This is a genomic window from Caulobacter sp. LjRoot300 (assembly GCF_964253875.1).
Lineage (GTDB): Bacteria > Pseudomonadota > Alphaproteobacteria > Caulobacterales > Caulobacteraceae > Caulobacter.
Genome location: NZ_CAXUSA020000005.1, coordinates 199,655 through 225,065, shown reverse-complemented (window position 1 = coordinate 225,065; position 25,411 = coordinate 199,655). Strand labels below are relative to the sequence as shown.

Below are 25,411 nucleotides of genomic sequence, written 5' to 3'. Positions count from 1 at the left end.
TCCGTGTCGGCGAACGTGGAGCGGATACCGATCCCGGATGCGGTTCAATACGCCTCTAGCGCGATTGCTGGGCTGTGTGCAATCTCCGGAAATTCGGGCTCCAGGCCAAGTTCGTCGAACTCGCCCGGCCGACGACCGGTCAGTCTGTGGGTCACCAGCCAAGCTTCGACGGCGCCAAGGCCCAGGGCGATCGGCGCCATGCCCGCGATCATCGCCACCTAAGAACGCCGGCGATCATCGCCGTGACAAATCCGGCGCCCGACTCCTCGCCCATTTCGGCGCCGCCGGCGGGAACCAGCGAGACGCTTGGCGGCAGGGTGCGAATGACCTCAAGGGCCTGGACCTTGGCCATGGCCTGGCCGAGCGGCATGTCGCCCTGTCCCGCGGACACCGCGACGTGACGCCTGCGGTCGTAGCGATCGATCTGCGAGGGCCCGCTCTCGAACGCGATATCGTCCACGCTGGCCAACGGCACGAGGCCGTCACGGCCGGTGACGCGGAGAGCGCCGATGGCGGATGGGTCGCGGCGCGTCGCGTCGGCGATCCGGGTTCGAATGAAGATCTGCCGATTGTCGAGGTTGAGGCGCGCCACCTGGGAGTCGAAATCGCCGCTCGTGGCGATGCGCACGGCCTCGCCGATAGCTTCGGTGGTCACGCCGCGTTCGGCGGCGCGCTGGAAGTCGGGGCGGATGACGATTTCCGGCTGCTCCAAGCTCGCCGTCGAGGTGACGTTCGACAGGCCGCGGACACCCCGGAGTTCGTTGATCGTGGCGGGACCGATGTCGCCGGCGCGTTCGGAGATCTGGCGCAGGGGCCACAAGCCCAGATGCAGCGCCGCCAGAATGCCCACCATCATCATTCCCATCAGGATGAGAAGCCAGGGCAGGTTGTCGCTCGCCTCCCGACCCAGGCGGGCGAGGTCCACGTGCTCGGCGAACGCCAGTCCCGTCCTGTTGGGGTCGAAGAGCTGGATGACCATGAAGACGGCGGCCACGACGAGGATCACCGAGGGAAACAACAGCCAGAGCAGGGAAGCGCCGCCCTCCTGGCGGGACGCCTCGGCATGCCGGCTTCTGACGCGATGGCGCATCGGGTCCTCCTCGACCGGCGCGACGAAAGGATGCGCGCCCGGCGTGATCGTCATGCGCGATAAACCTGCCACGGACCTTTCAGTCCGATCCAAGGTGAGCGCGCGTCCATCATCGCCGCGACGGCGACGCCGGCAAGGCGCCGGATCGCCACGCCAGGGCCAAAGCTGGTCAGACCGCCGCCGCCGCTCGTTCCGTCAGCCTCGGTCACCGACGCCCATGCGAGCGACGCCGCGACGGCCCGGCCGCCAACTGGCTGGTGTCAGGTGATGCATGCCGCCAGCAGCGTTCAAGCGGCGCGCCTTCCAACGCGCGTCGGATCAATGCGAAGCCGCTTCGATCAGCCTGGCGACCTCATGGGGGTGGGAGATCATCACGACGTGCGAGGCTCCGGGCACGACGACGACCTGTTTGGCGCGGGCGCGCTCGGCCATCCATTTCATGGCGGCCGGCGGGATGTTGCGGTCGGCTTCGCCATAGGTCCACCACGAAGGGATGGCCTTCCAGCCGGTCGCTACGGCCTTTTCAGCTCCGGCTGCGTCGGTCAGCGGCCGCTGGGCCACGGCCATCAGCTTGGCTTGGGCCAGGGGGACATCGGCGGCGAATTGGACCGGAAATTTGTCTTGCCGGATGTAGAGGTCGTGGGCGCCGCCGGGCAGATCGACAGGCCTGTCCAGCGCATCGGGCAGGGTGCCGCCCGGGAACTTCCCGGAGAGGTCGAAGATGCTCTCGCCGACCTCGGGGGCGAAGGCCGCGACATAGACCAGGGCCTTGACGTTGGCCGCGCCGTCGCTGGCGGCCGAGATCACCGCGCCGCCATAGGAATGGCCGACCAGGATCACCGGGCCGGGGATTGCGTCGAGCACCGTCCGCACGGCGGCCGCGTCGCTGGCAAGACCGCGCAGGGGATTGGCGGCGGCCACGACCGGATAGCCGTCGCGGGTCAGGTCGGCGACGACGCCGTTCCAACTGCTGCTGTCGGCGAAGGCACCATGGACCAGGACCACCGTCGGCTTGGTCTGGGCATGAGCGGTGGCGAGGCTCGCCAGGCCGAGGGCCAGGGCGAAGGCGAACACTTTCTGGGTCATGGGCTATGTCCTTGAGAGAGCGGGAAGAGCGCTCGTCGGCGGTTGCGGCTCCAGCGGACGGCCGTATTGGCCTCGTCCTGTCTGGGTCGAACGCAGGTCGCCGAAAAATCCTCACCCGCCGAGGGCCGCGAAGGTGAGGACTTCGACCGGGGCTGCGTTCTGCCTTCCCGACAACCGATGCCCCTTGGTCGTTGGACAGAAGGCGGAGTCTCTGATGGGAATGGCGCGAGAGGGGCCCATGAGCGACGTTTCCGACGCCGCCGCGCGCGCGGACGCCTTCGCCCGGCAGGCCGCGGCGATGCGCGGCCCCCTGGCCGCCTATTTCCGCCGCCGGATCCGCAACGCCGGCGAGGTGGAGGATCTGGTGCAGGAGGTCTTTCTGCGCCTGACGGTGCGCGGCACGCCCGACCATGCCGACCACGCCAGCGCCTACATCTTCCAGATCGCCGCCAGCGTGCTGGCCGACCGCCATCGCCGCCGCACGGTCAGGCACGCCGACCAGCATGTGGCGCTGGACCCCGACCTTCAGGCCGAGCAGGATTTCGATCCCGCCCGCATCTATGCCGGCAAACAGGCCTTGAACGCCGCCGCCGCCGCCCTGATGACCATGCCCGAACGCACGCGGACAATCTTCCTGCTCCGCCGGATCGACGGCCTTCGCCACCAGGCCATCGCCAACCAGCTTGGGCTGTCGGTCAGCGCGGTCGAAAAGCACATGGTTCGCGCCATCGAGCATCTGATGGCCCATGCGGGAGGCGTCCGATGACCCGCGAAGTCCTGACCCCGGCCCAGGCCGCGGCCCGATGGCTGGCCCGCGACGACCTCGACCAGTCGCCCCAGCGCGAGCAGTTCGCGGCCTGGCTGGAGGAGAGCCAGGAGAACCGCGACGCCTGGACCCAGGCGGACGAGATGTGGGACGTCTTCGACGACGCCGACGACAGCGACCTGATCGCCGCCATGGCGCGGGCGGCCAGGAAGGCCGGGCCCGAGCCCGCCGCCAAGCCGTTCTGGTCCCGGCTCGTCGCGGCCTCGATCGCTGTCGCAGCGGTGTCGGCGACCTTGTTCTTTGGCGCCCAGCAAGGCTGGTTCGACCACGCCGCCAAGCCGACCCAGGTCGCCGTCAACGAGGCCGCCTCTCTGACGGCCGTCGGCCGCGCCGACTACCTCACCGGCGGGGGACAGAGATCCATTGTCGACCTGCCGGATGGCACGCGTGTCACCCTGGACGCCGACAGCGCGGTCGACGTCGCCTTCGCCGGCGGCCGGCGCGACGTGCGCCTGCTGAAGGGCCACGCCTTCTTCGACGTCGCCCACGATCGCGCCCACCCTTTCGCTGTGCAGGCCGCCGGCCGGGAGGTCACCGCGCTGGGAACCCAGTTCGACGTGCGGCTGATGTCGGGCGTCTTGCGGGTCGTGCTGGCCGAGGGAAGCGTATCAGTGAGCTCGGCCCCCGGAGGCTCGCCAACTAAACTGTCGCCCGGCCAAGCCTTCTCCGCCCAGGCGGGCGGGGAGGGCAAGGTGACGCCGGCCAATCTGGACGAGGCCCTGGCCTGGAAGCAGGGCGTGGTGGAGTTTCGCGACCAGCCGCTGTCCGAGGCGGTCGGCGTGCTGAATCGCTACACGCGGGCCCAGATCGTCATCAAGGATCCCAAGGTCGCGGCCTTGCGCATCACCGGCGTCTTCAAGACCGGCGACATCAAGCGGTTCGGGCGTTCGGTATCGCAGGTCCTGCCGGTGAGAATGGTCGCCCGCGACGCCGACACCTATGAGTTGGTCTCGATGCGGCGCTAGGTGCTGTCTCTCCTGGGGACTTTTGAAAACGCTGCGTTCTCCTTAGTAGAGCGCCGCGGGCCTGGGGGTCTCCCTCGCCGACATCTTTCGTCGCTCGAAACCCATGAGCGAGGATCCGACATGACATCGCCCCAGACTATCCGCGACCCATTGGTCGACCCTCTGCTGACGCCCCAGAACGCGGCGCTGGTGATCATCGACTTCCAGCCGGTCCAGGTGTCGTCCATCGTCACGATGGAGAAGCGCCTGCTGATCGCCAACGTCACGAACCTGGCCAAGACCGCCAGGCTCTTCGACCTGCCGGTCGTGCTCACCACGGTGAACGTGGCCACGGGCCTGAACACCCCGACCATCACCGCCATCACCGACGTCCTGCCGCAGGCGAGGCCGATCGATCGCACCGCCATCAACGCCTGGGAGGACGAGGACTTCGTGGCGGCCGTAAAGGCCACGGGGCGCAACAAGCTGATCATGGTCGCGCTCTGGACCGAGGTCTGCCTGGCGTTCCCGGCCCTGGACGCCTTGGCCGAGGGCTTCGAGGTTTTCGCGGTGGTGGACGCGGTCGGCGGCACCTCGGAGCTGGCCCACCGCGCGGGTCTCGATCGCGTCGTCCAGGCCGGCGGCAAACCGGTCAGCTGGATCCAGGTGGCCTGCGAGCTGCAGCGCGACTGGAACCGCAAGGCGACCGCCGAGGGCTTCGCCGACATCGTCCTGCGCGCGGTCGGCCACTGAGCCAACGGAAGGGGAGCAAGGCTTCGCGGCCTTGCTTCCAGTCTCGTCGAGGCTAGGTGTCAGGGCTTGGGCGCGTTGGCCGCCTCGACATAGTCGGTGCTCGTGGGGCCGTAGCCCGAGATGTAGATCGTCGCCCCTTCCGGTCCGGTCATGGCGAAGTGCTCGACCCCGGCCGGCTCGCTGTAGAAGCTGCCGGGCGGGAGGATCTTGACCAGGCTCTCGTCCGCCTTGCGCCCATAGCCGAACCGCCAGAGGCCCGCGACGACTACGGCGGTGCGCTCGTCACGATGGCTGTGGGCGGCGATGCGGACATTGGGCGGCGCCCGCAGCGCGATCGTGTAGGGACCAGCCTTCGTCGGGTTACCGAAGAGGACCGTCGTGCGGATACCGGCCACGCCTGAGGTTCCGGCCGTGGCTCCGCCCTGGACCAGGCCTTCGATGTCCGACGGGGTGAGGCGCAGCAGGCGCTCCTGGGCCGAGGCGAGGCCGGCGCAGGCGATCAGCAGGAGCGCGGCGCCGGCGGAGGCGAGGCGGCGGCTCATGGCTTGGCGTCCAGGAAGTCGCGGACCATCGCCACGGTCGCCTTGGGGTTTTCTTCCATGATCCAGTGGCCGGAATCGGGGACCACGCCTTCGGTGACGTCGGTGGCGGCATAGCGCATCACCGTGGCCATCATCGGCCCGAACGACTTCTCGCCGCCCAAGGCCAGGACGGGCATGTTCAGCTTGCCCTGAGCGACGAAGGCCTTGTTGTCGACGGCGTCCTGGTCGAAGGCGGCGAACTGCGAGAAGCCGCCATGCATGGCGCCGGGCAGGGCGTAGAGCTTGGCGTAGTGTTGGCGCGAAGCTTCTGTGAAGCGGGCGGGCGTGGCCGAGAACTCGTTCCAGAAGCGGTCGAGATAGATGCGCTCACGGCCGGCCACCAGGCGCTCCATGTCGGGGCCGCCGAACCGGAAGTGCCACAGCAGCGGGTTCTTGAGGATCTCCTCCCAGGGCCCCACGCCCGGCAGCGGCGCGTCGATCAGCACGAAACGGTTCACACGGTCGCGGTGTTCAGCGGCGAAGGCGTAGCCGACCATGTTGCCGATGTCGTGGGTGACCAGGTCAACCTTGGCGATCTTCAAGGCGTCGAGCACGCCAGCCACGTCCTCGCCTTGGGTCTTCTTGTCGTAGCCGCCCGAAGGGGGCTTGGACGACAGGCCAAGGCCGCGCAGGTCGGGCACGACGACGGTGTGGTCCTTGGCGAGCTCGACGGCCATCGGCTCCCACATGTCGCCGGTCTCGCCATAGCCGTGCAGCAGCACGACGGCCGGTCCCTGGCCGCCGACCCGAACATGGATCGTTGCGCCGTTGGTCGCGATCTCCTGGGTCCTGAAGTCGGCGGGGAACGGTTTGACCTGCGCCCAAGCCGTGGAGACTGGGACGGAGGTCGAAAGCAACAACGCCGCCAAGGCGACAGGGGCGAACTTGAACACGGGCTGTCCTCCGGAGTGCCGGGCGTCCGGTGGAACGCCTTCACCAAAGGGGAACGCAGGTTCGCGCAGAACCCTCATCGAGCGTCGATGTCAGAACCGGCCGGCGAGGCTGAGCTCGAAACGCCGCCGACGTGGGTCGCCCCGATAGTCGTAGCCCATGTGATTGGGGTCGGCGACGATCGGCGGACTGGTGTCAAACAGGTTCTGCACGGAGAGGCGGACATCGAACGACCGCAACCCATGGTCGGCCATGAAATCGAACCGGCGGCGGGCGATGAGGTCCAGATAGGCGCGCGACGGAATATAGGTCCGTCCCTGGTTCCGGGATGTCGTCTGGATGATCCCGCTATAGGCCGACCACAGCGGGCTCGAGCGCCCCAGATACTGGATGTTCAGGTCCACCAGCAGCGGCCCGCGCTCCCACTGGACGCCCGCGTCGCCGCGCCACGCCAAAGGACCGTCGCGATAGCCGACGCGGTCCAGCCAGGGCGTGTCCGGCCTGCGCCGGGTTCGCAACGTCGGCTGCCAGGTGGCGGCGCCGTAAAGCCGTGTGTCGCCGTCGAGCACCGGAGGCAGCGTCCAGTCCAACTGCGCGTCGACCGTTTCAGCCTCGGTCCGCCCGACGTTCCCCAGCCCGGTATAGAGGGCGGTGACCCGACCGGCGGTGTAGCCGAGGGCGGCGTCGGCCGCCGATAGGGGTTCGCGGACGACGCGGTTGGGATACTGCTCTTCGGCGTTGAGCACCTGCTGGGCGCTGAGGAGGGTCAGCCCGATCTCGTCGCGGATCTCGACACGGGACACATCGACCGAAAGGCGCGGCCCCGTCCGGCCGGATGGGTTGAAAACCATCCCGAACGATCGCGTCAGGCCCTTCTCCTGGCCGATGTCGTGCCACCCGCTGCGGCCCCACAGAAACGGGCCGTCGGCCACCAGCAGCCGCCCGCCGCGCTTGGGATCGGTATAGGGATAGATGGCCGGATTTCGGGCCACGAAGACCATTTCCTGGAGATGGGTCATGTCCGGCGGCGACTCGCCCGTCGCCGTGCTGGCGCGCAGCATCAGCCAGTCGGCCGGAAAGGCGCGCAGGCCCAGGGTGAACACGTCCGCCTCGTGGCGAACGGCGGTCATGACCCGGACGGTGGCGAAGCCGGTCTGGGTGATGTCGGGGAAGGTCGTCCTGATGTCGTCTCGCCGCAAGGCCAGCTGCAGCTCCAGGCCGCGCGCCGGGACGATCGGGGTCTCGCGCGACAGCAAGGGCGCGCGCAGCTCGACATAGCCGGACGTCACCCGCTGAACCCTGTCTGGCGAGGCGCTGATGATCGTCGAGACTTCGTTGACCTGCCTATACTCCGTCTGAGGCATGCGTTCGCGTCGCACCTCGGCCAGCAGCGTGGCCGTGAGGGGGCCGCCTGGGAGGGCGACCAGAGGGCCCGCCGCGCGTGCGACCCCGTTGCTGAACTGGGTGGTGAACCGGCCGTAGGCGCCGGTCGGAACGGTGTAGGCCATGGCCGCCGACTGCAGGGCGGCGAAGTCGCCGAGCGGAACGATCGGGGGTTGGCCTCGCGCCCCAGCGAGGCCGTTGCGCAGCGCGCCGTCGATGCGGAAGCTCATGGTCAGGCCCTCGCGCCGGGAGTCCAGCAGCGCGCGGCCCACCGTATAGTCGGCGGACGCCCGCCAGCCTCGGGGCAGGGTGGCGATCAGGCCTCCAGTGAGGCGGCGGACGTCGGTGGTGGTCGTCTTTTCTTCGACCAGGTCCGGCAGAGGAAAGTAGAAACTGACCGGGTTGGCGAACAGGTTGCCGGGCGCGTCGGCGGCGCTGATGCTTCGAGAATTGTAGGGATTCGGCGTGACGACGCGTCCGTGCTGGTGGAGATCGAAACCGTCCACGAACGCTTCGACCCGGTCGCTGATCCGGCGACGGGCGCTGAACAGGATGGAATAGGTCTCGGGCGCGGCGATCAGCGAGGTGTCGCCATAGGCTGGGTCGGTGGGCAGGCGCCCGGCGTTGGCGGCCAGGACGGCCGCCTTCTCCTGGTCCGTCCCCCGGAAGCCGATCGGCAGGAAGGTGTAGCTGCCGCCCAGGACGGCTCCGCCATAGACGGCGTCCAGCCGCAGCGGCTCACCCTGGGCGCTGCGGACGGTGATCGCGTTGACGGCCCGGGTCTGCAGCAGGAACTCGGCCGGATTGTTCCTGGCCTGCAGTTCCAGGGATCGCCGGGCGTAATCACGCTGGCCGACGGTGAGCCGCTCGGCCGCCGAGTAGGAGGCCGACAGCATCACGTCCGTGCTTCCATGGTCGGGCGTGAAGCCCAGGCGAGCCTCGAGGCGCCCGCGGGCCGCGTCGCCGCGACTGGACATGCCTGAGATCACGGCCAGGTCGGCGCCGCGGTAGTCGCGTTTCAGGACGACATTGACGACCCCGCCGATGGCGGTGGGGCCATGGATGCCGCCGGCCGTGGCGGTCAGGGTCTCGATACGTTCGATCGCGCCGAGGGGGATGGCGTTGATGTCGCTCTGTTCCAGCCCGGTCATCTGAGTCGGCAGGCTGGGCAGGCGCCGCCCGTCGACCAGCACCAGGGTTCTCTGCAAGCCGACGCCGCGAAGGTCGATCGCCGAATTGGGCGCGCCGGTGTTGTTGACCTGCTGACCCGGCGAGACCACCCGGCCGTTGCTCGGCAGACGCTCCCGCAGATACTGGTCGACATTGTCCTGCACCGCGACAGCCAGGTCGCGTGGCCCCGCGACTTGGTAGGGCTGAATGTCGTTCTCGGTGCGCCGGATATCGGCGTTCTGGGTGCGTCGGCCGATCACCAGCACTTCTGAGATCGCGCCATCGCCCGGGTCGGCGATCTCGCGCTTGGGCAGTTCGAAAAGCACGAAGACGCCGTCGGGCGTGATCCGATAGCCGACGCCGGACCCGTTCAGCAGGAGCGCGACGGCCTGTTCGGCGGTGAGCCTGCCCTTGACGGCCGGGGTCCGCCGGCCCCGGACCAGGTCGGCCGAATAGAGAACGTCCGCGTGGTTCTCTCGCGCGAGCTCGGCCAGGGCGTCCTGCAGGGGGCCGGCGCGAACATCGACGAGGATCGGCGCGGCCTGGGCGACGCATGCCGTCATCGCGACCAGCAAAGCGCCAGCGTTCGCCCAGTGTCGACGTCGATGTCGATGCGAGCGCATACCTTCCCCCAAAGGCGCAGGAGCCGACGGGCCTTCCTTCAGGCTACGCGGTCAAGGATCCTAGGTCGCGCAATTTTCGGCGTCCGGCAATGGCGTGCCCTTATCGGCTTTGCGACGCCGAAGGGCGACTCGAGCTTGACCATTGCGCGACGGCTGCCCCGCGAATGCAGGGGCGGCCGCGAACAGGGCGATCGCCGCTGCAATTGTCCAATGCGCCTTCACCTGTCCTGCCGTCGCGTGGTCATCACTGCTCGAAGCGCCAGTAGTCGAAATCGAACATCGCGTTGTCGCCCGAGCCCTTGAACACCAGGAACAGGTCACGCACGCCCGTCGCCGCCGAGACGGGGGTGCTCCGCTCATGCCATCGGCCCGCCGCGCCGGTCGCTCCGACCTGCACCGTGCCGATCATCGGGCCGTCGACCCTGTCGAGCCTTAGCTCGATGGCCCCGCCGGGCCGTTCGTTGGCCAGGCTGGCGACAAAGGTCTTGGCGCCGGCCTGGCCAAAATCGACGCCGGCGACCTTGATGTAGGTGCGGTCGGTGATCCGCGTGACATACACCCCCGCGCGATCGTCCTGCGCCGTTGTCACGCCCGGCGCCCAGGCGTACGACCGGTCACGATCGCGCTTGAGGCGGGAGGTCCAGGCGATCGTCTCGGCCTCGACCCGCCTGTAGGGGTTCAGCGTGCCGACCTGCGGCGCGCTGGTCTTGTCCCACCAGCCCAGGTTCGGAATGGTCCCGTCGGCGTTGTAGTCGAACTTGGCCACCGACACGGATCGGCGCTCGTGATGGATCGGCGTCAGCGCGAAATTGTGCTCGTAGCTGAAGCCGAAGAGGTAGGAACCGCCCTTATAGTCGATGACGCCCGGATGATTGCCGGTCGCGCGCGGGTCATGGTCCATGATCGGACCCTTGTAGGTCCAGGGCCCTGTCGGCTTGTCGCGCATCGCATAGCCTATTCCCTCCGGGCAGCAGGCCGAGGCGAAGGCCATGTAGTAGCGGCCCTGGCGCTTATAGAACCACGGTCCCTCCTGATAGTCGCCGATACCAGGCTCGATCTTGGTGATGGGTCCGGAATAGGACACCATGTCCTTGTTCAGCTTGACGTGCCAAAGGTTCGGATTGCCCCAGTAGAGATAGGCTTGGCCGTCGTCGTCGATCCACGCGGTGGGATCGATGTTGTCGCGACCCGGCCCGATCAGCGGCTTGCCGAGCGCGTCCTTGAACGGTCCCGCGGGATTGTCCGCCACCGCCACGGCGATGACGTTCTTGGGCGATCCGGCGACGCTGATCGGCACGTAGAGATAGAACTTGCCGTCGCGGGCGATCACCTGCGGCGCCCAGGCGTCGTTAGTCTGCACCGCCCAGGGGAAGGTCTTGAGCGAGGCCACGGCGCCCCGGTCGGTCCAGTTGACCATGTCCGTCGAGCTATAGAGCCGCCAGTCGAGCATCTTGAAGCCCTCGGCGTCGTCCTCGTCATGGCTGGTGTAGAGATAGACGACGCCGTCATGCACCAGCGGCGCCGGATCGGCGGTAAAGCGCGTCTGGATGATCGGATTGTCGGCCCGCGCCTTGGCGGCGGGCAGGCCGATCGCCAGCACGGCAAGCGCGAAAAGGACAGGTCTCAAGAGCATAGACGGTGATCCAGGCTGGCGTTGGTTCAGGGCGTGATGGTCACGATCACCCGCTTGTAGCGCGTGAGGGGCGGGGCGCCCTTGTCGGTGACCCGAACGATGAAGTGGGCCTCACGCGGCGCGGTGACGGTGGGCGCGGTGAAATCGACCGTATGGATGTTGGCGGCGATGCCGTTGGGGATCACCGACTGCCAGTGGCCGACCTCCTGATAGTGCAGCCATTGGAAGCTCAGGCTGTCGCCATCGGGATCGGTGCTGTCGACCGCGCTCAGGACGAAGCGCTGGCCCGATTTCACGGTCAATCGGTCGGGGTGCGCGAGTCTCACCTCCGGCGGGTGATTGGCCTGTGCGAACGGCTGCGTCGTCCAATCCATCCGCGCGGCGAAATCGTTCTGGAAATCGTCGCGCCAGCGCCAGATTCCGGCGCGGAAGTCCTTCGCTCGCTCCGCCGTCGCGTGAGCGCGGCCAAAGTCCTGGGCGACCTGAGGCGCGAACGTATCGATCGCATTGGTCCAGATCGGCCGGGTCTCCGGCTCGATGGTCACCCCGCTGAAACCGCTCGGATCGGTGGTGGCGACGGCCGGCGTATAGAGCTCGTAGCGGCCGCCCCATCCGCCCCAATCGGGGTGTTCGGGATCGCTCAAACCGTTGGGGATCAGCGACAGGAAGGCCGGCGTGTCGCCTTCCATGCCATAGGAGACGTCAGGGTAGGTCGCGCCCAGCGGTCCATGGCCCTGCTGGATGTTGTCGCGCAGCCAACTGTTGCTGACCGTGCGGTTGTCGGCTCCGTCGATGACCGTGTGAATGCCGGTCCAGGTTCCCGCGCCATAGCCGCCGGGGCTGACGACATAGAAGATCTCGGGAAAGTTCCGCCGGATCCAGGGCCCGCCATCGTCCTGGTCCGAGATCGTATAGACCCGTAGCTTGGCGATCAGGCGGCGGGCCGCTTCGGGCGGGCGCGTCTCGCGGATCGTGTGGAGGGCCTGGGCCAGTGTGTTGACGCCGCCCCATACCGAGATCCAGAGCGGGCGTGGATCGTCGCGCTCCAGCGCCTGGATGATCAGCCGCGACCCGACGGTGTCCTTGCCCGTCCCGACCGCGGCCATGCCGTAGCCTGGTTGCCCCTCGCTCACGAGCGCGGCGAGCCGGTCGGGCGTCGGGAAACCGGCCTCGTGCTTGGCCAGGTTCGGGCGGACCTTGGCATAGGCCTGGATGATGCGGCGGATCGACTCCGGATGCGTCGAGGTCTTCATGTGGATCGATGTCGTGGCCACCAGCCCTTCCAGGTCGATCTGGTTGGCGTAGAGCATGAGCCGCACGAAGGATTGGGTGTCGTCGGGATCGGCCTCGATGTCGCTCAGCACGATCATGCGCTGGCGTTCCGGTGGCGCCGGAAGCGGCGCCTGAGCGGCCACGGGCCAGGCGAAGGCGGCGAGGGTGGCGGCGATCGCAAGCAGCCTCGTCAGTTTGCGAGGGCGTTTGTCCTGTCGTCCGTCCTGGCCGGCTTGGGCGTCGGCGCCAGGCGTCCGCCCGACCGCGAATAGATCCGTCGCGCCTTTCATTTGGCCGCTACGCGCTGGTCGTTGGATTTGGCGATCACCGAGGCCTGGCGAGCGTCGCGAGTGCAGCAGCGGCCAATCATTGAACCCCCTAACGTCTTATCGCTTTTGTCTGACTATTGGTACCGCAACCATCGATCAACGCGAAGCGTGATTCCATCGCTGGGCAAAATGCGGGACGCACATGGTGAACCTTCCCAGCCGAAGAGCCTTAGAGGCGCTGGGCGAGGAGGTTGGCTTGCCCATACCTATGTCGGACAGATCGAGCGTGGGACACGCAATCCAAGGTTGGCCATGGTCGAGAAGTTTGCGAAGGTGTTGGCGGTCGATGGGCTCGCGCTTTAGGGAGGGGGCTTCAGGTCCCCAATCGCCTGAGCGCCTGTCCCGTCAAAAAGGTGAACTCTCTATTCTCGGCAAACTAGGTTTCGAGGGAACTTTGGAGGCAGTTCAGGCGGAATGCTCGCGTGCCCATTCATGCGCCATGGTGCGAACGCCACGGACTGGCGCCAAACGGAGACCGCGAAGCGATGCTGAAATCATTGGGAACGCCGAGTTGTGGATGGCAAATCCACACCGAGCATTTCCAGAAGCTACAAAAAAGCAAGCTGCTGAAAATACTTGGGAAATGGTGGGCGCAGTAGGATTCGAACCTACGACCCGCTGATTAAGAGTCAGCTGCTCTACCAACTGAGCTATGCGCCCGCGCGGCCCGAAGCGGTGGTTTGCCTCGGCGGCGAGGCGCGGAACATACGCAAAGAATCTTGGAACGCAAGGGACTATTTTTTGGCCAGACGAGATATCAGCGGAGCCGTGGATTTCGCCTATCTGGAAGGGTTCGCGCTGGATGATTCCACGGTCATCGACGAGGTGCTGGCGCTGTTCCGGGAACAGGCCGCGCTGTGGACGCCGATGCTCGACAAGAGCCATCCGGGCTGGATGGACGCGGTCCATACGGTGAAGGGCGCGGCGCGGGGCGTGGGAGCCTTCGCCTTGGGTGACGTCTGCGCCGAGGCCGAGGCCGGGACCAGGAGCTTGGGCGAGGTGCGCAACGCCCTGGACGCGGCGCTGCTGGACATCGCCGCCTACGCCCACGAGCGGGCGTTGCGGTCGTTGAAGGGGTAGCCGCCTCGGCCGCCAGCTTACGAACCTGTAATTGGCTTGCCACGCGGCGCTCGCCTAGGCTGCGGACGCCTCAACAGGAGACCCTTCGACCATGACCAACAGCCCCTGGTCGCACCAGCGCAGCGCCAGCGTCGCCGACGACGTCGATTTCGAGATCAAGGGCCAGGAGCTGCAGTTCCTGGAGATCGAGCTCGATCCCGGCGAGAGCGCCGTGGCCGAGGCCGGGTCGTTCGTCTGGAAGGACGCCAGTGTCCAGATGACCACGGTGTTTGGCGACGGCTCGGGCGACACGGGCGGCGGCTTCATGGGCAAGCTGCTGGGGGCGGGCAAGCGCCTGGTCACCGGCGAGAGCCTGTTCACCACCGTTTTTACGCACACCGGTTCGGGCAAGGCGCGCGTGGCCTTCGCCTCGCCGACGCCCGGTTCGATCCTGCCGCTGAACCTGGGCCAGCTGGGCGGGAGCCTGATCTGCCAGAAGGACAGCTTCCTGGCCGCGGCGCGGGGCGTGTCGATCGGCGTCCATTTCCAGAAGCGGATCATGACCGGCCTGTTCGGCGGCGAGGGCTTCATCATGCAGCGCCTGGACGGCGACGGCTGGGTGTTCGTCCAGATGGGCGGCACGCTGGTCGAGCGCGAGCTTAAGGCCGGCGAGGAGCTGCACGTCGATACCGGCTGCCTGGCCGCCTACACGCCGGGTGTCGACTTCGACCTGGTCACGGCCGGCGGCGTGCGCAGTGTGCTGTTCGGCGGCGAGGGCCTGTTCTTCGCCCGCCTGCGCGGACCGGGCAAGGTGTGGATCCAGTCCCTGCCGTTCTCGCGCCTGGCGGGACGAATGATGGCGGCGGCCGGCGGCCAGGGCGGCAATCGCGGCGAGGGTTCGATCCTGGGGGAGCTTGGGGACCTGATCGGCGGGAATCGGTAGGGGGCGAAAACCCCCTCAGTCGCTTCGCGACAGCTCCCCCAGAGGGGGAGCATCTAACGCGGCGTCGACCAAGATCCTCCCCCTCTGGGGGAGGTGGCCCGGAGGGCCGGAGGGGGTCTTACGCCCCCTTCGTCCGATCCCAGCTGTCGTACTCATAGGCGATGCAGCGGTCGATCAGCGTGCGCCAGACGGGCTCGGCGATGGCTTCCGACAGGCCCGACTCGCGGGCGGCGGCCTTGACCTTGTCGACCACGTCCTCGATGCGCGCGCGGTCGAACACCTTGGCGCGGTCGGCCTTGATGCGGGCGGCGGCGTCCATGTAGCCCTGGCGCTCGGTCAGCAGCGCCACCAGCGCCCGGTCCAGGGCGTCGACGCCCTGGCGGACGTCGAGCATCGTCTGGCAGTCGGCGGGGGCGAGGCGCTCGTCGACGTTGAGAGTCGTCTTGATCATGCGCCCCTTTAAGCCGTTTTGAGTGGCTGGGACCATCCCAAACCTGACCGTAACAGCCGTCTAGATGCCCGCGCCGTTGTCCATGGTCAGCAGGGCCGCCTCGTGGGCGGCGGCCTCTTCCCTGAGCCAGGCCACGAAGGCCTTGACCTGCGGCAGGCGGCCCTTGGCCTTGGGGTGGACGACGTAATAGGCGAAGTCGACGGCGGTCGGGATTTCGAACGGAATCACCAGCCGGCCGGCGTCCAGGTCGGCCTGGGCCAGGGTCTGCTTGGCCAGGGCGACGCCGCGGCCGTTGGCGGCCGCCTCGATCACCAGGCTGGACTGGTTGAAGCGTGGGCCGCGCGCCCCGTCGACCGACTTGATGCCCCGGGCGGCCAGCCACATGGCCCAGTCCGGGCAGCTGTCGTCGGCGTCGGGCGAGCCGTCGTGCAGCAGGATGTGGCGGGCCAGGTCCTCGGGCGATTCCAGGGGATTGGAGGCCAGAAGCTCGGGGCTGGCGACCGGGATGACCGTCTCGCTGAGCAGGCGGATCACTTCCAGCCCCGGATAGCGGCCCGAGCCGTAGCGGATGGCCAGGTCGACCTCGCCTGCGGCGAAATCGACGACCTCCATGCCGGCCGACAGCCAGACGTCGACCTGGGGCTGGGCCTGCTCGAACTTACCCAGGCGCGGCACCAGCCACTTGGCGGCGAAGGACGGGGCGGCGGTCAGGGTCAGGCGGCGGCCGTCGACGGCGGCGGTCAGCAGGGACGCGGCCTCGGCCAGGCGGTCGAAGGCTTCGCGCAGGGCGGGCAGGGCGGTCTGGGCGGCGTCGGTCAGCAGCAGGCCCTTGGGCGTGCGCTTGAACAGGGCGGCGCCGACATAGTCCTCCAGGTTCTGGATCTGCTGGCTGACCGCGCCCGGGGTCACCGACAGCTCGTCGGCGGCGCGGCTGAAGTTCAGGTGACGCGCGGCCGCCTCGAACGCGCGCAGGGCGTTCAAGGGCGGAAGCCTCCGACGTTCGGACTGTCTTTCCATGAGTTTTACTGAACGCCCCGGCAGAAGACCTTGTTTGCGAAGTGGCCCGGTCGCGACCAATTTGCAAGCGTTCGCTGATGGAGATGGCCCTTTTCCTCGGTGAACGCGAGCGGGGCGGACCCTAGGGTTCGCCCCGCAATGCTTTGAAGCGCACCGGTTTGGCGAACTCGCCGGTCCGGCGTGTCGCCAATGGTAGCTGGCTTATAGAGGACCTGAATCACATGGCTCGGCCAACGGTCCGATCCGCTTCCCGGTCGAAAGCCGGTCTTGTCGCCCTCGGCGGCGGGACGCGGGCGCGCGCGCCGGGCCGGGTGACCCTGGTGGGCGCGGGTCCCGGCGATCCCGAGCTGCTGACGATCAAGGCGCTGAAGGCTTTGCAGGCCGCCGAGGTGGTGGTCCATGACGGCCTGGTCTCCGACGAGATCCTCGACCTGGCGCCGGCTAAGGCGCGGCGGATCAATGTCGCCAAGCGCAAGTCGCGCCACACCCTGCCGCAGGACGACATCAACCAGCTGCTGGTCGCCCTGGCCCTGGAGGGCCTGACCGTCGTGCGGCTGAAGGGCGGCGACCCGTTCCTGTTCGGTCGCGGCGGCGAGGAGCTTTCGGCCTGCCGCCAGGCCGGCGTCGACTGCGCCGTCGTGCCTGGAATCACCGCCGCCCTGGCCGCTTCGGCCGGCGCCGGCGCGCCCCTGACCCATCGCGGCGCCGCCCAGGCCGTGACCTTCGTCACCGGCCACGCCGCGCATGGAGAGCCGGATCTGGACTGGACCGCCCTGGCGCGTCCGAACCAGACCGTCGTCGTCTATATGGGCGTCTCGACCGCCGGCCTGATCGCCGAGCGCCTGACGGCGGCCGGCCGGTCCGGCGCGACTCCGGCCCTGATCATCGAGAACGCCAGCCGCGCCGACGAGCGCCGCCTCCTGACCACCCTGGCCGGTCTGGCGCTCGCCGCCGAGGGCCTGAAGGGCCCGGCGCTGCTGATGGTCGGCGAGGCGATGGCCATGGCGGAAATCGCTACATCCGAAGATCTCAGCCTTGCCAAGGATGAGGCCGTTCCCAACGTCCAACGCGTGAGCCCCGGTCAATGAAAGCCATCACCGCCAATCGCCTGATCGACGGCGAGGTCGTGTTCTGGAAAGCCGGCGCCTGGGTCGAGGGCTTCGGCGACGCCCAGCTGTTCGGCGAGGGCCAGGACGCCGAGGTCGAGGCCGTGGTGGCCAACGGCAAGGCCCAGCCGACGGTGGTGGTCGACGTCTATCCGATCGACCTGGCCCCGGTTGACGGCGGCCTGGCCCCGATCAGCTATCGCGAACGCATTCGGGCCCTGGGGCCCACCAACGAACCCACCCACGGCAAGCAGGCCGTCGGCGGCGAGGTGATCGAGGCGCTGCGCCACGCGGCGGGCGCGGCCCGCTCCACCGGTCGCGTCGACCTGATCCGCAGGAAGTAGGCCTCATGTACCTGTACGATCCCATCGACCGCGAGTTCCTGACCGACCGCTCCAACGAGTTCCGCCATCAGGTGGCGCGCCGCCTGGCCGGCGAGCTGACCGAGGACCAGTTCAAGCCGCTGCGGCTGATGAACGGCCTGTACCTGCAGCTGCACGCCTACATGCTGCGGATCGCCATTCCGTACGGCTCGCTGAACGCCCGCCAGGCCCGCCGCCTGGCCTGGATCGCCCGCACCTATGACAAGGGCTACGGCCACTTCACCACGCGCCAGAACATCCAGTTCAACTGGATCAAGTTGAAGGACGCGCCCGACATCCTGGACGCCCTGGCCGAGGTGGACCTGCACGCCATCCAGACCAGCGGCAACTGCATCCGCAACGTCACCGCCGACCCCTATGCCGGCGCCACGGCCGAGGAGATCGACGACCCGCGCGTGTGGTCGGAAGTCCTGCGCCAGTGGTCGACCCTGCATCCCGAGTTCAGCTTCCTGCCGCGCAAGTTCAAGATCGCCATCACCGGCGCCCTGACCGACCGCGCGGCGGTCAAGGTGCACGACATCGGCCTGATCCTGCGAAAGGGTCGTGACGGCGCCATCGGCTTCGAGGTGATCGTCGGCGGCGGCCAGGGGCGAACGCCCTATGTCGGCCCGACCATTCGGTCGTACCTGCCGGCCGAGCACCTGCTCAGCTATGTCGAGGCGATCCTGCGCGTCTACAACCGCCATGGCCGTCGCGACAACATCTACAAGGCCCGGATCAAGATCCTGGTCGCCGCCCTGGGCGCCGAGGAGTTCGCCCGCCAGGTCGAGGAGGAGTGGGGCAAGATCGACGCCGCGCGCGCCAACCTGCCGGCCAGCGAACTGGCCCGCGTCCGCGCCGCCTTCGCCCAGACCCGCTTCGAGACCCTGCCGGCCGTGTCCGACGTCTTCGAGGCCGCCCGCGCCGCCAGCCCGACCCTGCAGCGCTTCGTCCGCAACAACGTCAAGCCGCACAAGCAGAGCGGCTACGCCATCGTCGAGGTGTCGCTGAAAGCCATCGGCCAGACGCCGGGCGACGCCACGGCCGAGCAGCTGGAGGTCGTCGCCGACCTGGCCGAGCGCTACAGCCTGGACGACCTGCGCGTGACCCACGCCCAGAATCTGGTCCTGCCGCACGTCAGGCTGGACGACCTGCCGACCGTGCACGCGGCGCTGGAGGCCGCGGGCCTAGCCACCGCCAATATCGACCTAGCCAGCGACATCATCGCCTGCCCGGGCCTGGACTACTGCGCCCTGGCGAATGCGCGGGCCATTCCGATCGCCCAGGACATCGCCAGGAAGTTCGCCGATCCGGATCGCGCCGAGAAGGTCGGCGAGCTGAAGATCAAGATCAGCGGCTGCATCAACGCCTGCGGCCACCACCACGTGGCCCACATCGGCATCCTGGGCGTCGACAAGAAGGGCGAGGAATTCTACCAGCTCTCGCTCGGCGGCTCGGGGGCGGAGGACGCCAGCATCGGCCGGATCCTCGGCCCGGGCCTGTCGGCCGACAAGGTCGCCCCGGCCATCGATGCCCTGGTCGACGCCTATCTGAACATCCGCGCCGGCGACGAGCGCTTCCTCGACACCTATCGCCGCGTCGGCCTCGAGCCCTTCAAGGAGGCGGTCTATGCCCAAGCTGATTAAGCTGGCCGGTGATGTGGCCGAGTGGGCCGAGGACATCTTCACCCACGTCGGCGACGACGACGTCCTGCCCGAAGGCGACGTGATCCTGTCCCTGGCCCGCTTCCAGGCCGAGGGCGAGATCCTGTTGTCCAACAGCCGCCGCGTCGGCGTGCGCGTCGAGGCGGACCAGGAGGTCGAGGCCCTGGCCTACGACCTGCCGCGCCTGTCGGTGGTGGCCCTGGCCTTCCCGAAATACCGCGACGGCCGCGCCTATACCTCGGCCCGCCTGTTGCGCGAGCGCCTGGGCTTCACCGGCGAGGTGAGGGCGGTCGGCGACGTGCTGCAGGAACAGGCCGGCTTCATGGTCCGCTGCGGCTTCGACGCCTTCGAACCCGCCGACGGGGCCACGCCGGAGGCCTGGACCAAGGCCGCCCACCGCTACCGCCACGTCTATCAGCGGGCCGCGGACAACCGCCCACCCGCCTTTGAGGAACGCCAAGCCTTCGAGGAAGGGGCTGTCTGATGGCCTACGACCAGACCGCGACCGAGGTGAAACCGACCGCCGCGACGCCCTCCCGCGTTTCGTCAAACGGGGCCGCCGACCTGGCGGCGCGGCTGGACGCCGAGCTGCGCGACGCCCATCCGCTGACCGTCCTGCGCAAGGCCTACGAGACCTTCGGCGACAAGCTGGCCCTGGTCAGTTCGTTCGGCGCGGAATCGGCGGTGCTGCTGCACCTGGCCAGCCAGGTGTCGAAGGACATCCCGGTGCTGTTCCTCGACACCGGCATGCTGTTTGGCCAGACGCTGGACTACCGCAAGGCGCTGGCCGCCAGGCTGGGCCTGACCGATGTGCGCGACCTGCGCCCGGCCTATACCGACCTGGCCGTCACCGATCCCAAGTCCGACCTGTGGCGCACCGACACCGACGCCTGCTGCCACATCCGCAAGGTGCTGCCGCTGGACCGCGCCCTGGGTGGGTTCGCCGCCTGGACCACGGGCCGCAAGCGCTTCCACGGCGGTGACCGCCTGCGTCTGCGGGTCGTCGAGGAGTCCGAGGGCCAGATCAAGTTCAATCCCCTGGCCAACTGGGGCAAAGCCGAGCTGGACGCCTATGTCGCCCAGCATGACCTGCCGGCCCATCCGCTGGTCGCCCAGGGCTTCCCGTCGGTGGGCTGCTGGCCCTGCACCAAGCCGGTGGAGGACCCCAACGCCGACGTCCGCGCCGGCCGCTGGGCGGGCCAGGACAAGACCGAGTGCGGCATCCATGTCGCCCGGGCCCCCGGCGCCGCACCGAACGTCGGCGAGGGGATCTAGGGCCGCTCAACGCTTGACGGCGGGAGCTCGCCGCCCGGCGGCCAAGGTCTACGACTTCCTGCGCGACGGCCGCACGGCGGACCTGCCGGCGGAGGTTTGGCTGGACCCTGTAGCCTTTGCCAGGCCGGACTTTCCAGCGCCTGGGCGCGCGGTTTCGACGCAGGGGACCAGGCCGGACACATCTCCAAGGTTAAATCGCCGTTAGGCCTCGCCTCGTAGCGTCGGCCTGGGTTCGGGAGAAAAGATCTTGTCGATGGTCGCGGGGGAGCTTCGGTCGGATGTCGCGGCGACGTTCGACGTGCTGTCGTGGGAACTGGAGCTGGCCGGCGCCCGCTGCATCTTCCTCGACACGCTGATCGGCAAGCTGCTGGGGACCGTGGCGCCCGAGCAGCGCGAACAGCTGATCGAAGGCATCCAGGCCGTGGACCTGCTCAGCCAGCACCTGACCGGCCTGTCGACCTTCGCTCGGAGCCTCAGCCAGACCGTGGCCGCGCCCGAGCAGATCGAGGTCGGCGCCGCCCTGCAGAGCGTCACGCTCGGCGCCCTGGCTGATCGGATGACCTCGTCGTTCGGCGGCGACGAAGCCGGCATCAACGACGGCGACGACGCCGGCGACCTGGATCTCTTCTGATGACGCGCCGCCGACACAAACTGCGGGGGCGCCCATGAACATGGTTCAACCCGGCACTCGGATTCTGGTCGCCGACAGTGATCGCGCGGTCCTGGAAATGCTGCAGATCCGCCTGGATCTGGCCGGCTATCACGCCTTGGCGGCGCGGAGCGGTCCGGCGGCGCTGGAAATGGCGCACAACATGCGTCCGGCCCTGCTGGTGCTGGACCTGGCGATCACCGAAATGACCGCCTTCGACGTGCTGGCGGCGCTGCAACGCGACGTCTCGCATCCCTGCGGACAAGTCCTGCTGGTCGGCAAGCGGCTGGGGGTCGAGGAGGTCAAGCGCGGGGCCAGCCTGGGCGTCCGGGCCTGCATGCTCAAGCCGTTCAGCGGCGCCGACCTGGTCGAGCGCGTGGGCAAGATGCTGAAGCCGGTTTCGCCCGAGCGCCCGCCAGCCAATGGGTTCGGATCGCGGATCGCGCCAGCGGCCAGGCCTTCGTCGTCCAGCGACGTCTTCATCTAGAGAGGATTGTAGCGGCGGCTCGGCTCGGCGCCTTGCCGACAGGCGGCGCGCCTATTCCGGCGGGCAGCCCTTGAACTCGCCGACCTTGGTCACCGAGAGCGTGGAGAGGTTGAGGCCCATCAGCGGCTTCATCGAGGACGCGCCCTGGCCGCTGAACAGGTCCAGCTTGTTGCCCTTGATCGCCCCGCCGATGTCGGAGGCGTACCAGTAGCCGTCGTGCTTGTCGCCATTGGGCATCGGCAGGCCGACGGTTTCCTTGATGAACACCACCGTGCGCCGCGGGATCACGGTCTTGTCGACCGCCAGGGTGCGCATGGCCACCACCTTGCAGCCCAGGCTGTCGAGGGCGCGGATGCCCTTGGCGCCGGCGTGGTAGAGCGTGGCCTTCATCTTGTATTCGACCGACCCAGGCATCGTGCCCGTCAGGGCGCCGGTGATCAGGTCGCCCAGCGGATCGGGCTTGGAGTCCGAGTCGGCGGCAAGGGCGGGGAGGGCGGTGGACATGGCCACAACGGCCAGAAATCCCGCAAACGTGCGTCGCATCGAGGGGTTCCTCTTATCGGCGTAGAGTGTCGGTCGGCGGCCTGATTACTAAGATCACAGCCGCGTGACAACCCACCAGGAGGCGACCCGATGCCGCGCCGCACCCTTGACGGTGGCGTTCGGCGCCATCGTTCGAGCGCGCGTTTGGTTCCAGGGCGAGTGGTAATCCAATCCTGGCAAGGAGTTGCATGCTGACGCTTGGCGGTTCGCGCGGCGCGCTCTGGCGATCGACGACGGGGTGGCATAAACCGGAGTCGTCCACGGCTTTTTGGCGGTGCACGCGTCTTGGGCGGGTCCGGGGGACCGGCCGAGTCGCGGCCATCGTCCGGCCCCAAAAGGCTATCAGATCGTTGGGCTGTCAGTTGGTTGGAGCGCGCATGAAGCCGTCTGTTCGCCTGTTCACGGGGCTCGCCCTGGTCGTCGCCCTGGCCGCTCCGGCCAGCTCGGCCCTGGCCTGGGGCGCCTGGGGGCACCGCATGGTCGGGGTCGTCGCCGCCGAAAGTCTGCCCAGCGACCTGCCGGCCTTCCTGCGCACCCCGGAGGCGGTGGCCGCGATCGGCGAATACGCCCGCGAGCCGGACCGCTGGAAGGGCTCGGGCAAGGTCCACGACACCGACCGCGACGCCGCCCACTTCCTCGACATCGATGACGAGGGGCGGATGTACGGCGGTCCGAAGTTCACGCTGGAAACCCTGCCGCCCACCCGCGCCGACTACGAGAAGGCCCTGGCCGCGGTCGGCCATGACAGCTGGAACGCCGGCTACCTGCCTTACTCGATCATCGACGGCTACCAGCAGCTGGTGAAGGACTTCACCTACTGGCGCATCCTGCAGGCGGTCTCCGCGACCGAGAAGGACGCGACCCGCAAGGCCTACTACGTCGCCGACCTGAAGCGGCGCGAAGAGCTGCTGGTCCGCGATCTCGGCGTCTGGGCCCACTATGTCGGCGACGCCAGCCAGCCGCTGCATCTGAGCGTGCACTACAACGGCTGGGGCGATTATCCCAACCCGAACGGCTACACCCAGAGCCGGGCCACGCACGGCAATTTCGAGGGGCCGCTGGTCAAGGCCGTGGCCGTCGACGCCGACGTCAAGGCGCTGGTGCCGGCCTATCAGGACTGCGGCTGCACGATCGAGGCGCGGACCGTGGCCTATCTGAGCACCACGGTCGGCTTCGTCGAGCCGCTGTACAAGCTGGAGAAGGAGGGCGGACTGGTCGCGACCGACCCCCGCGCCAAGGCCTTCGTCGACGAACGCCTGGCGGCCGGGGCGACCCAGCTGCGCGACATGGTCGTCGATGCCTGGAAGGCCAGCGCCACGGGCAAGATCGGCTATCGTCCGGAGATCACCGTCGAGGACGTCGTGTCCGGCAAGGCCGACCCGTGGAACGACCTGTACGGCAAGGACTGATCCGGTGCAGGCGTTCGACGCGCCCGAGCCGGGCCTGGAGTACAAGCATCGCTGGGCCGCCTTCGGCATCGCCGAGGGCGCCGACGGGACGATCGCCCTGGTCGAGGTCCGCAAACCGGGCCGCGCGCCCTATTTCGACTTGCCGGGCGGGGCGGTCGACGGCGACGAGGACGAGCACGCCGCGGTCGTGCGCGAGTTCGGCGAGGAGACCGGCCTCGTCGTCGAGGTGGGGCGGCGGGTGATCGAGGTCAGCCAGCCGTTCCTGAAGTCCAATGGCCAGCCGGTGTGCAACAACGGCGGCATCTATGTCGTCCGCGTTGTTGGCCAACGTCCCGAGCTGAAGGTCGAGGACGACCACACCCTGGTCTGGCTGGACCCCCGCGACGCGGTCGTGGCCCTGAGGCACGACGCCCACGCCTGGGCGGTGGCGGCCTGGCTGCGGCGGGGCTAAGGCCTACTTCAGCAGCGCCTTGGCTTTTTCCGGCGCGACCTGGTCGAAGATCATCTTCAGGTGCGCGTCCTTGGCGTGGTCGTTGTGCAGGTCCCAGGCCAGCGACACGGGCAGCTTCAGCCGGCCGCCGTCGGCCAGCCTGGCCACGAGGACGCGCCACGAAAAGCCGTCGCCGGGATCGCCCAGCGGGTCCTTGAACTCCAGCGGCGCGGGATCGCGCAGGCGGAACGTGCGGCCCTCGTGCGCCTCGAACCAGGCGATGTCGGCCTGGGCGATCGGGTCGACGGCTGGAGCGACCAGCTTGCCCTTGAGATTGCGGACCATGTCGGCCTCCAAACTAGGAGCGGGGTCTCTACCGCCTTTGGGTCCCGCGAGCCAGCGGGCGAAGGCGGGGCGCTTGCGGACAAATACACCCGGATAATATTGACTCCACAAAATACCCGGGTAAAAAGCTGCTCATGGAAACAACGAACGACCGACGCGCCCTGGTGCGCGACTACAAGGACCGCGAGATCCAGGCGGGGATCTACGCCGGTCGCCCTGCAGCGGACGGCGAGGTCTGGATCGGCGGCACGCCCGACCTGTCCACGCGGCAGAACGGCGTCTGGTTCGCCCTGCGCACGGGCGGCCACACCAGCCCGACCTTGCAGCAGGCCTGGAACGCCCACGGCGAGGCGGCCTTCGGCTTCGAGGTGCTGGAGGTCCTCGACGACAAGGGCTTGGAACGGCTGGGCCGGGCCTCGCTGCTGGTCGAGCGCCGCGAGCACTGGCGCGCGAGCCTACACGCCGAGGGGCTGCGGCGATGAGCGGTCCCATGATCGCCTACGTCGTGTTCGAGGGCGAGCGGCGGCTGGCGGCCGGTTCCAAGCTTGATGTGGCGGTGGCCGCCCAGGCGCGGCTGGCGCAGGCGCCGGACGCCTGCCTGCTGATCTTCGACCCCGAGGGCCGCCAGGTGGACTTCGACCTGCGCGGCGGCCCCTGGGACATCGCGCTGCGGCTTGGCGAGGAACAGGGCGGCCAGGACGATCCCGCCCCACGTGGCCGCGGACGGCCGAAGCTGGGCGTTACGGCCCGCGAGGTGACCCTGCTGCCGCGTCACTGGGAGTGGCTGGCCGCTCAGCCCGGCGGGGCGTCGGTGGCCCTGCGCAAGCTGGTCGAGGCGGCGCGCCGCGAGAGCGAGGGCCCCGACCGGCGCCGCGCCGCCCGCGATGCGACCTACCGCTTCGCGTCGGTGATGGCCGGCGACCGGCCGGGCTTCGAGGCCATGAGCCGGGCGCTGTTCGCCGGAGACGCCGAGGGGGTCGCGGCCAGGATCGCCGACTGGCCGAGCGATGTCGCCGAGCATTTGCGGGCCCTGGCGGCCGAGGCGTTCGAAACCTGACGCGCAACGGCAGGGACAGGTAACGGCTGGGGA

The 25,411-nt window shown here is 68.5% G+C and carries 29 protein-coding genes and 1 tRNA gene; 17 read left to right on the top strand and 13 right to left on the bottom strand.

Translation table 11 applies throughout. From position 1 onward, the window contains the following. Positions 1–44: 44 nt before the first annotated feature. The 3 genes from ACSQ2G_RS18310 to ACSQ2G_RS18300 form a co-directional block, all read right to left on the bottom strand. Positions 45–218 carry a hypothetical protein gene (locus tag ACSQ2G_RS18310; RefSeq protein WP_436033300.1) on the bottom strand — a complete coding sequence of 58 codons (174 nt, stop codon included), beginning with the start codon at positions 216–218 and terminating at the stop codon, positions 45–47. Beyond that, positions 209–1,144 (bottom strand): efflux RND transporter permease subunit, encoded by a 936-nt coding sequence (locus ACSQ2G_RS18305; protein WP_436033298.1) that lies wholly within the window; start codon positions 1,142–1,144, stop codon positions 209–211. Before ACSQ2G_RS18305 ends, ACSQ2G_RS18310 begins: the two co-directional genes overlap by 10 nt. A 264-nt stretch (positions 1,145–1,408) precedes the next feature. Beyond that, on the bottom strand, positions 1,409–2,176 hold the full coding sequence (locus ACSQ2G_RS18300; RefSeq protein WP_436033296.1) for an alpha/beta fold hydrolase: 768 nt from the start codon (positions 2,174–2,176) through the stop codon (positions 1,409–1,411). A 238-nt stretch (positions 2,177–2,414) separates the two neighbouring features. Here ACSQ2G_RS18300 and ACSQ2G_RS18295 point away from each other — a divergent pair, with 238 nt between their 5' ends. The 3 genes from ACSQ2G_RS18295 (at position 2,415) to ACSQ2G_RS18285 (ending at position 4,699) form a co-directional block, all read left to right on the top strand. Then, on the top strand, positions 2,415–2,942 hold the full coding sequence (locus tag ACSQ2G_RS18295; RefSeq protein WP_436033294.1) for an RNA polymerase sigma factor: 528 nt from the start codon (positions 2,415–2,417) through the stop codon (positions 2,940–2,942). Next, on the top strand, positions 2,939–3,967 hold the full coding sequence (locus tag ACSQ2G_RS18290) for a FecR family protein (protein WP_436033292.1): 1,029 nt from the start codon (positions 2,939–2,941) through the stop codon (positions 3,965–3,967). The genes ACSQ2G_RS18295 and ACSQ2G_RS18290 overlap by 4 nt, the downstream gene beginning before the upstream one ends. Positions 3,968–4,087: 120 nt before the next feature. Continuing rightward, on the top strand, positions 4,088–4,699 hold the full coding sequence (locus tag ACSQ2G_RS18285) for a hydrolase (protein WP_436033290.1): 612 nt from the start codon (positions 4,088–4,090) through the stop codon (positions 4,697–4,699). 59 nt (positions 4,700–4,758) lie between these two features. Here ACSQ2G_RS18285 and ACSQ2G_RS18280 read toward each other — a convergent pair whose 3' ends face one another. From ACSQ2G_RS18280 to ACSQ2G_RS18260, 5 genes are all read right to left on the bottom strand, one after another. Continuing rightward, a complete protein-coding gene (locus tag ACSQ2G_RS18280; RefSeq protein ID WP_436033288.1) occupies positions 4,759–5,241 on the bottom strand; it encodes a cupin domain-containing protein in 483 nt (160 codons plus the stop codon). After that, a complete protein-coding gene (locus tag ACSQ2G_RS18275) occupies positions 5,238–6,173 on the bottom strand; it encodes an alpha/beta fold hydrolase (RefSeq protein ID WP_436033286.1) in 936 nt (311 codons plus the stop codon). The genes ACSQ2G_RS18280 and ACSQ2G_RS18275 overlap by 4 nt, the downstream gene beginning before the upstream one ends. Positions 6,174–6,263: 90 nt before the next feature. Next, entirely contained in the window at positions 6,264–9,287 is a 3,024-nt protein-coding gene (locus ACSQ2G_RS18270; RefSeq protein WP_436033284.1) for a TonB-dependent receptor, read from the bottom strand. A gap of 304 nt (positions 9,288–9,591) precedes the next feature. Continuing rightward, the gene (locus tag ACSQ2G_RS18265) at positions 9,592–10,980 is read right to left on the bottom strand and encodes a glycoside hydrolase family 43 protein (RefSeq protein WP_436033282.1); all 1,389 of its coding nucleotides are present in this window, start codon (positions 10,978–10,980) and stop codon (positions 9,592–9,594) included. 26 nt (positions 10,981–11,006) lie between these two features. Beyond that, positions 11,007–12,542 carry a nucleoside hydrolase-like domain-containing protein gene (locus ACSQ2G_RS18260; RefSeq protein WP_436033280.1) on the bottom strand — a complete coding sequence of 512 codons (1,536 nt, stop codon included), beginning with the start codon at positions 12,540–12,542 and terminating at the stop codon, positions 11,007–11,009. A gap of 168 nt (positions 12,543–12,710) precedes the next feature. Between ACSQ2G_RS18260 and ACSQ2G_RS18255 the strand changes: the two genes are divergently transcribed. Further along, entirely contained in the window at positions 12,711–12,884 is a 174-nt protein-coding gene (locus tag ACSQ2G_RS18255; protein ID WP_436033748.1) for a helix-turn-helix domain-containing protein, read from the top strand. Positions 12,885–13,165: 281 nt separating this feature from the next. Here ACSQ2G_RS18255 and ACSQ2G_RS18250 read toward each other — a convergent pair. Beyond that, positions 13,166–13,241: transfer RNA gene (locus ACSQ2G_RS18250), tRNA-Lys, on the bottom strand. A gap of 81 nt (positions 13,242–13,322) precedes the next feature. On the opposite strand from ACSQ2G_RS18250, the gene ACSQ2G_RS18245 reads away from it, so the two are divergent. Together ACSQ2G_RS18245 and ACSQ2G_RS18240 are read left to right on the top strand one after the other, a co-directional pair. After that, complete coding sequence (locus ACSQ2G_RS18245; RefSeq protein ID WP_028039954.1) at positions 13,323–13,661, top strand: Hpt domain-containing protein; 339 nt, start codon at positions 13,323–13,325, stop codon at positions 13,659–13,661. A 91-nt stretch (positions 13,662–13,752) separates the two neighbouring features. Then, positions 13,753–14,583 (top strand): TIGR00266 family protein, encoded by an 831-nt coding sequence (locus ACSQ2G_RS18240; RefSeq protein WP_436033277.1) that lies wholly within the window; start codon positions 13,753–13,755, stop codon positions 14,581–14,583. A 118-nt stretch (positions 14,584–14,701) separates the two neighbouring features. Here ACSQ2G_RS18240 and ACSQ2G_RS18235 read toward each other — a convergent pair whose 3' ends face one another. Continuing rightward, on the bottom strand, positions 14,702–15,034 hold the full coding sequence (locus tag ACSQ2G_RS18235; protein WP_436033275.1) for a chorismate mutase: 333 nt from the start codon (positions 15,032–15,034) through the stop codon (positions 14,702–14,704). Between the two features lie 60 nt (positions 15,035–15,094). Continuing rightward, positions 15,095–16,051, bottom strand: coding sequence for a transcriptional regulator GcvA (gcvA, locus tag ACSQ2G_RS18230; RefSeq protein WP_310082708.1), 957 nt, complete (start codon positions 16,049–16,051; stop codon positions 15,095–15,097). A gap of 221 nt (positions 16,052–16,272) precedes the next feature. On the opposite strand from gcvA, the gene cobA reads away from it, so the two are divergent. The 7 genes from cobA to ACSQ2G_RS18195 all read left to right on the top strand — a co-directional run bounded on the left by cobA (position 16,273) and on the right by ACSQ2G_RS18195 (position 21,594). After that, entirely contained in the window at positions 16,273–17,139 is an 867-nt protein-coding gene (cobA, locus tag ACSQ2G_RS18225; protein WP_436033274.1) for a uroporphyrinogen-III C-methyltransferase, read from the top strand. Further along, on the top strand, positions 17,136–17,501 hold the full coding sequence (locus ACSQ2G_RS18220) for a DUF2849 domain-containing protein (RefSeq protein WP_057184028.1): 366 nt from the start codon (positions 17,136–17,138) through the stop codon (positions 17,499–17,501). Before cobA ends, ACSQ2G_RS18220 begins: the two co-directional genes overlap by 4 nt. Before the next feature lie 5 nt (positions 17,502–17,506). Then, complete coding sequence (locus ACSQ2G_RS18215; protein ID WP_436033273.1) at positions 17,507–19,165, top strand: nitrite/sulfite reductase; 1,659 nt, start codon at positions 17,507–17,509, stop codon at positions 19,163–19,165. Next, entirely contained in the window at positions 19,149–19,667 is a 519-nt protein-coding gene (locus tag ACSQ2G_RS18210) for a DUF934 domain-containing protein (protein ID WP_436033271.1), read from the top strand. The genes ACSQ2G_RS18215 and ACSQ2G_RS18210 overlap by 17 nt, the downstream gene beginning before the upstream one ends. Then, a complete protein-coding gene (locus ACSQ2G_RS18205; RefSeq protein ID WP_436033269.1) occupies positions 19,667–20,458 on the top strand; it encodes a phosphoadenylyl-sulfate reductase in 792 nt (263 codons plus the stop codon). The genes ACSQ2G_RS18210 and ACSQ2G_RS18205 overlap by 1 nt, the downstream gene beginning before the upstream one ends. Positions 20,459–20,711: 253 nt before the next feature. Further along, positions 20,712–21,089: a hypothetical protein gene (locus ACSQ2G_RS18200; RefSeq protein ID WP_436033746.1), complete on the top strand. Its 378-nt coding sequence runs from the start codon at positions 20,712–20,714 to the stop codon at positions 21,087–21,089. A 34-nt stretch (positions 21,090–21,123) separates the two neighbouring features. Beyond that, positions 21,124–21,594: a response regulator transcription factor gene (locus ACSQ2G_RS18195; RefSeq protein ID WP_436033267.1), complete on the top strand. Its 471-nt coding sequence runs from the start codon at positions 21,124–21,126 to the stop codon at positions 21,592–21,594. A gap of 51 nt (positions 21,595–21,645) precedes the next feature. On the opposite strand, the gene ACSQ2G_RS18190 is transcribed toward ACSQ2G_RS18195, so the two are convergent. Further along, complete coding sequence (locus ACSQ2G_RS18190; protein WP_436033265.1) at positions 21,646–22,137, bottom strand: 3D domain-containing protein; 492 nt, start codon at positions 22,135–22,137, stop codon at positions 21,646–21,648. A 377-nt stretch (positions 22,138–22,514) separates the two neighbouring features. Between ACSQ2G_RS18190 and ACSQ2G_RS18185 the strand changes: the two genes are divergently transcribed. Beyond that, positions 22,515–23,546 (top strand): S1/P1 Nuclease, encoded by a 1,032-nt coding sequence (locus ACSQ2G_RS18185; protein WP_436033263.1) that lies wholly within the window; start codon positions 22,515–22,517, stop codon positions 23,544–23,546. 4 nt (positions 23,547–23,550) lie between these two features. Further along, positions 23,551–23,997 carry an NUDIX domain-containing protein gene (locus tag ACSQ2G_RS18180; RefSeq protein ID WP_436033261.1) on the top strand — a complete coding sequence of 149 codons (447 nt, stop codon included), beginning with the start codon at positions 23,551–23,553 and terminating at the stop codon, positions 23,995–23,997. A 3-nt stretch (positions 23,998–24,000) separates the two neighbouring features. On the opposite strand, the gene ACSQ2G_RS18175 is transcribed toward ACSQ2G_RS18180, so the two are convergent. Then, positions 24,001–24,321 carry a hypothetical protein gene (locus ACSQ2G_RS18175; protein WP_436033259.1) on the bottom strand — a complete coding sequence of 107 codons (321 nt, stop codon included), beginning with the start codon at positions 24,319–24,321 and terminating at the stop codon, positions 24,001–24,003. A gap of 134 nt (positions 24,322–24,455) precedes the next feature. On the opposite strand from ACSQ2G_RS18175, the gene ACSQ2G_RS18170 reads away from it, so the two are divergent. Next, on the top strand, positions 24,456–24,803 hold the full coding sequence (locus ACSQ2G_RS18170) for a GIY-YIG nuclease family protein (RefSeq protein WP_436033257.1): 348 nt from the start codon (positions 24,456–24,458) through the stop codon (positions 24,801–24,803). A gap of 8 nt (positions 24,804–24,811) precedes the next feature. After that, the gene (locus ACSQ2G_RS18165) at positions 24,812–25,378 is read left to right on the top strand and encodes a DUF2239 family protein (protein ID WP_436033255.1); all 567 of its coding nucleotides are present in this window, start codon (positions 24,812–24,814) and stop codon (positions 25,376–25,378) included. Positions 25,379–25,411 lie beyond the last annotated feature (33 nt).

Coding starts and splice junctions, on each gene's coding strand:
- ACSQ2G_RS18305 (WP_436033298.1), bottom strand. CDS start 1,144: ATGACGATCACGCCGGGCGCGCATCCTTTCGTCGCGCCGGTCGAGGAG.
- ACSQ2G_RS18300 (WP_436033296.1), bottom strand. CDS start 2,176: ATGACCCAGAAAGTGTTCGCCTTCGCCCTGGCCCTCGGCCTGGCGAGC.
- ACSQ2G_RS18295 (WP_436033294.1), top strand. CDS start 2,415: ATGAGCGACGTTTCCGACGCCGCCGCGCGCGCGGACGCCTTCGCCCGG.
- ACSQ2G_RS18290 (WP_436033292.1), top strand. CDS start 2,939: ATGACCCGCGAAGTCCTGACCCCGGCCCAGGCCGCGGCCCGATGGCTG.
- ACSQ2G_RS18285 (WP_436033290.1), top strand. CDS start 4,088: ATGACATCGCCCCAGACTATCCGCGACCCATTGGTCGACCCTCTGCTG.
- ACSQ2G_RS18280 (WP_436033288.1), bottom strand. CDS start 5,241: ATGAGCCGCCGCCTCGCCTCCGCCGGCGCCGCGCTCCTGCTGATCGCC.
- ACSQ2G_RS18270 (WP_436033284.1), bottom strand. CDS start 9,287: ATGACGGCATGCGTCGCCCAGGCCGCGCCGATCCTCGTCGATGTTCGC.
- ACSQ2G_RS18265 (WP_436033282.1), bottom strand. CDS start 10,980: ATGCTCTTGAGACCTGTCCTTTTCGCGCTTGCCGTGCTGGCGATCGGC.
- ACSQ2G_RS18260 (WP_436033280.1), bottom strand. CDS start 12,542: ATGAAAGGCGCGACGGATCTATTCGCGGTCGGGCGGACGCCTGGCGCC.
- ACSQ2G_RS18255 (WP_436033748.1), top strand. CDS start 12,711: ATGCGGGACGCACATGGTGAACCTTCCCAGCCGAAGAGCCTTAGAGGC.
- ACSQ2G_RS18240 (WP_436033277.1), top strand. CDS start 13,753: ATGACCAACAGCCCCTGGTCGCACCAGCGCAGCGCCAGCGTCGCCGAC.
- ACSQ2G_RS18235 (WP_436033275.1), bottom strand. CDS start 15,034: ATGATCAAGACGACTCTCAACGTCGACGAGCGCCTCGCCCCCGCCGAC.
- gcvA (WP_310082708.1), bottom strand. CDS start 16,051: ATGGAAAGACAGTCCGAACGTCGGAGGCTTCCGCCCTTGAACGCCCTG.
- cobA (WP_436033274.1), top strand. CDS start 16,273: ATGGCTCGGCCAACGGTCCGATCCGCTTCCCGGTCGAAAGCCGGTCTT.
- ACSQ2G_RS18220 (WP_057184028.1), top strand. CDS start 17,136: ATGAAAGCCATCACCGCCAATCGCCTGATCGACGGCGAGGTCGTGTTC.
- ACSQ2G_RS18215 (WP_436033273.1), top strand. CDS start 17,507: ATGTACCTGTACGATCCCATCGACCGCGAGTTCCTGACCGACCGCTCC.
- ACSQ2G_RS18210 (WP_436033271.1), top strand. CDS start 19,149: ATGCCCAAGCTGATTAAGCTGGCCGGTGATGTGGCCGAGTGGGCCGAG.
- ACSQ2G_RS18205 (WP_436033269.1), top strand. CDS start 19,667: ATGGCCTACGACCAGACCGCGACCGAGGTGAAACCGACCGCCGCGACG.
- ACSQ2G_RS18200 (WP_436033746.1), top strand. CDS start 20,712: ATGGTCGCGGGGGAGCTTCGGTCGGATGTCGCGGCGACGTTCGACGTG.
- ACSQ2G_RS18195 (WP_436033267.1), top strand. CDS start 21,124: ATGAACATGGTTCAACCCGGCACTCGGATTCTGGTCGCCGACAGTGAT.
- ACSQ2G_RS18190 (WP_436033265.1), bottom strand. CDS start 22,137: ATGCGACGCACGTTTGCGGGATTTCTGGCCGTTGTGGCCATGTCCACC.
- ACSQ2G_RS18185 (WP_436033263.1), top strand. CDS start 22,515: ATGAAGCCGTCTGTTCGCCTGTTCACGGGGCTCGCCCTGGTCGTCGCC.
- ACSQ2G_RS18175 (WP_436033259.1), bottom strand. CDS start 24,321: ATGGTCCGCAATCTCAAGGGCAAGCTGGTCGCTCCAGCCGTCGACCCG.
- ACSQ2G_RS18170 (WP_436033257.1), top strand. CDS start 24,456: ATGGAAACAACGAACGACCGACGCGCCCTGGTGCGCGACTACAAGGAC.
- ACSQ2G_RS18165 (WP_436033255.1), top strand. CDS start 24,812: ATGATCGCCTACGTCGTGTTCGAGGGCGAGCGGCGGCTGGCGGCCGGT.